The following is a 3,526-nucleotide window of genomic DNA, read 5'->3' as shown; positions in this document are numbered from 1 at the left end:
GGCGTACGCGACGGCCGGGGGCTCTTCCCGTGTCGGGGCCCGTGCCCAGTAGGAGGAATCAGTAGGAGGAACCGGACACGCCGAGCGCGCCCGTGGGGTGCCAGACCGTCTTGGTCTCCAGGAACGCGGTCATCCGGCCGGTGCCGGGGTCCGCCGCGTAATCCTCCGGCCGGGGGCGCAGCACCCGCTTCATATTGTCCGCCGCCGCGATCTCCAGTTCCTTCGCCAGTACGGCGTCGGCGCCGGTCAGATCGATGGCGTTGACGTCCTGGTGCGCGGCGAGCGGGGCCGCGATCTCCGCCGTACCGCCGGTCAGGATGTTGACCACTCCGCCGGGCAGATCGGAGGTCGCCAGCACCTCGCCCAGACTGAGCGCGGGCAGCGGGGACCGCTCGCTCGCGATCACCACGGCCGTATTACCGGTGGCGATGACCGGCGCGATCACCGAGACCAGGCCCAGGAACGACGAATCCTGAGGGGCGAGCACGGTGACGACGCCGGTGGGCTCGGGGGTGGAGAGATTGAAGTACGGGCCCGCGACCGGGTTCGCCCCGCCGACGATCTGGGCGATCTTGTCCGTCCAGCCCGCGTACCAGACCCAGCGGTCGACCGCCGCGTCCACCCGCGCCGCCGCCCTGGACTTCGACAGCCCCTCCGCGTCCGCGACCTCCCGTACGAACTGCTCCCGACGGCCCTCCAGCATCTCGGCGACGCGATAGAGGATCTGGCCCCGGTTGTACGCGGTCGCGCCCGACCAGCCGCCGAACGCCTTGCGCGCGGCGACCACCGCGTCCCGGGCGTCCTTGCGCGACGCGCGCGGGGCGTTGGCCAGCCACTTGCCCTTGGTATCGGACACTTCGTACACCCGGCCGCTCTCGGAGCGGGGGAACTTGCCCCCGACGTACAGCTTGTAGGTCTTGAAGACGGTCAGTCGGGATGTGTCAGACATCGAGGTACGCCTCCAGGCCGTGACGGCCGCCTTCGCGGCCGAAGCCCGACTCCTTGTATCCGCCGAACGGCGAGGTCGGGTCGAACTTGTTGAACGTATTGGCCCAGACGACGCCCGCCCGGAGCTTGTTCGCGACCGCGAGGATGCGCGAGCCCTTCTCGGTCCAGATGCCCGCAGACAGGCCGTACTGGCTGTTGTTGGCCTTGGCGACCGCCTCGTCCGGCGTGCGGAACGTCAGCACCGAGAGCACCGGGCCGAAGATCTCGTCGCGGGCGACGGTGTGCGCCTGGGTGACATTGGTGAACAGGGTGGGGGCGAACCAGTACCCGGAGGAGGGGAGTTCGCACGGGGCGGACCAGCGGTCGGCGCCCTCCGCCTCGCCCGTCCGCACGAGAGCGGTGATACGGGCGAGCTGCTCGGCCGAGTTGATCGCGCCGATGTCCGTGTTCTTGTCCAGCGGGTCGCCGAGGCGCAGGGTGGCGAGCCGGCGCTTGAGGGAGTCCAGCACCTCGTCCTGGACCGACTCCTGGACCAGCAGCCGGGAGCCCGCGCAGCAGACCTGGCCCTGGTTGAAGAAGATGCCGTTGACGATGCCCTCGACCGCCTGGTCGATCGGCGCGTCGTCGAACACGATGTTCGCGCCCTTGCCGCCCAGCTCCAGGGTGACCTTCTTGTCCGTCCCCGCGATCTCCCTCGCGATCGCCTTGCCGACCGCCGTGGAGCCGGTGAACGCGACCTTGTCGATGCCCGGGTGCGTGACCAGCGAGTGGCCCGTGCGGCCGTCGCCCGTCACGATGTTGACGACGCCCCTCGGCAGGCCCGCCTGGCGGCAGATGTCCGCGAAGAACAGCGCGGAGAGCGGGGTCGTCTCGGCCGGCTTGAGGACGACCGTGTTGCCCGTCGCGAGCGCCGGGGCGATCTTCCAGGCCAGCATCAGCAGCGGGAAGTTCCAGGGGATGACCTGGCCCGCCACCCCGAGGGGCCTCGGGTCCGGGCCGAAGCCGGCGTGGCCCAGCTTGTCCGCCCAGCCCGCGTAGTAGAAGAAGTGCGCCGCGACCAGGGGCAGGTCCGCGTCCCGGGTCTCCCGGATCGGCTTGCCGTTGTCCAGTGTCTCCAGCACCGCCAGCTCACGGCTGCGCTCCTGGATGATCCGCGCGATACGGAACAGATACTTCGCCCGCTCAGCGCCGGGCAGCGCCGACCACTTCTCGAACGCCTTCCGGGCGGCCTTCACCGCGCGGTCGACGTCCTCCGCGGTGGCCTGGGTGTACTCGGCGAGAACCTCCTCGGTGGCCGGGGAGAGCGTCTTCGCCCGGTCGTTGCCGCTGGACTCCGCGAACTCCCCGTCGATGAAGAGGCCGTACGACGGTGCCAGATCGACGATCGCGCGGGACTCGGGGGCGGGTGCGTACTCGAAAGCGGATGCCATGGCGATCAGTCCACCGTTACGTAGTCGGGGCCGGAGTAGCGGCCCGTGGCCAGCTTCTGGCGCTGCATCAGAAGATCGTTGAGCAGGCTCGACGCGCCGAACCGGAACCAGTGGCCGGCCAGCCAGTCCGCGCCCGCCGTCTCGTTGACCAGCACCAGGAACTTGATCGCGTCCTTGCTGGTACGGATACCGCCGGCCGGTTTCACCCCCACCTGCACTCCCGTCTGCTCCCGGAAGTCCCGCACGGCCTCCAGCATCAGCAGGGTGTTCGGCGGGGTCGCGTTCACCGCGACCTTGCCCGTCGACGTCTTGATGAAGTCCGCCCCCGCGAGCATGCCGAGCCAGCTCGCCCGGCGGATGTTGTCGTACGTCGACAGCTCACCCGTCTCGAAGATCACCTTCAGCCGGGCCGGGCCCGCCGCCTCCTTGATCGCGCGGATCTCCTCGTACACCTTCAGATACTTCCCCGCGAGGAACGCCCCCCGGTCGATCACCATGTCGATCTCGTCCGCACCCGCCGCGACCGCGTCCCGGGTGTCCGCGAGCTTCACCTCCAGCGAGGCCCGGCCTGCCGGGAACGCCGTCGCCACCGAGGCGACCTTGACGTCCGAGCCCCTCAGGGCGGCCTTCGCGGTCGCGACCATGTCCGGGTAGACACACACCGCCGCCGTCGCGGGCGTCTCCCGGTCGGTCGGATCCGGGCGCACGGCCTTCGCGGCGAGGGAGCGGACCTTGCCGGGCGTGTCCGCGCCCTCCAGCGTGGTGAGATCGATCATCGAGATCGCGAGATCGATCGCGTACGCCTTGGCGGTCGTCTTGATCGACCGCGTGCCGAGCGTCGCGGCACGGGCTTCGAGTCCGACCGGGTCGACGCCGGGGAGCCCGTGGAGGAAGCGGCGGAGGGTCTGGTCGGATGCGGTGATGTCGGTTGCGGTGATATCGGGCGCGAGGGGCATGGTCACCACCAGAGCATATCTACGCGCGTAGCAGCCTGTACAGGGGGTGGGGGCGGGTCCGCTGGCGCGGGCGCTTGTGGCCCCGGAGCGCGGGTGCGCGGGTGCGCGGGGCCTTGCGCGGTGTGGCGCGGCATGATCCAAGCGTGGGGGACCGAAGCCGAGCCCGCCTTCGAGCGGTGGACGCGGTGGGCG

Annotated in this window: 3 protein-coding genes; all 3 read right to left on the bottom strand. The window is 70.4% G+C overall.

The genetic code is table 11. From position 1 onward, the window contains the following. Positions 1–58: 58 nt before the first annotated feature. The 3 genes from ACWF94_RS36545 to deoC are packed head-to-tail and all read right to left on the bottom strand — an operon-like array spanning position 59 to position 3,334. On the bottom strand, positions 59–949 hold the full coding sequence (locus ACWF94_RS36545; protein ID WP_453498892.1) for an aldehyde dehydrogenase family protein: 891 nt from the start codon (positions 947–949) through the stop codon (positions 59–61). Continuing rightward, entirely contained in the window at positions 942–2,378 is a 1,437-nt protein-coding gene (locus ACWF94_RS36540) for an aldehyde dehydrogenase family protein (RefSeq protein ID WP_453498890.1), read from the bottom strand. The genes ACWF94_RS36545 and ACWF94_RS36540 overlap by 8 nt, the downstream gene beginning before the upstream one ends. A gap of 5 nt (positions 2,379–2,383) precedes the next feature. Beyond that, positions 2,384–3,334, bottom strand: coding sequence for a deoxyribose-phosphate aldolase (deoC, locus tag ACWF94_RS36535; RefSeq protein ID WP_453498894.1), 951 nt, complete (start codon positions 3,332–3,334; stop codon positions 2,384–2,386). Positions 3,335–3,526 lie beyond the last annotated feature (192 nt).

The sequence above is a fragment of the Streptomyces sp. NPDC055078 genome (assembly GCF_053607985.1).
Note: the sequence above shows the minus strand (reverse complement) of the source record. Positions and strands in the feature narration are given on the sequence as shown.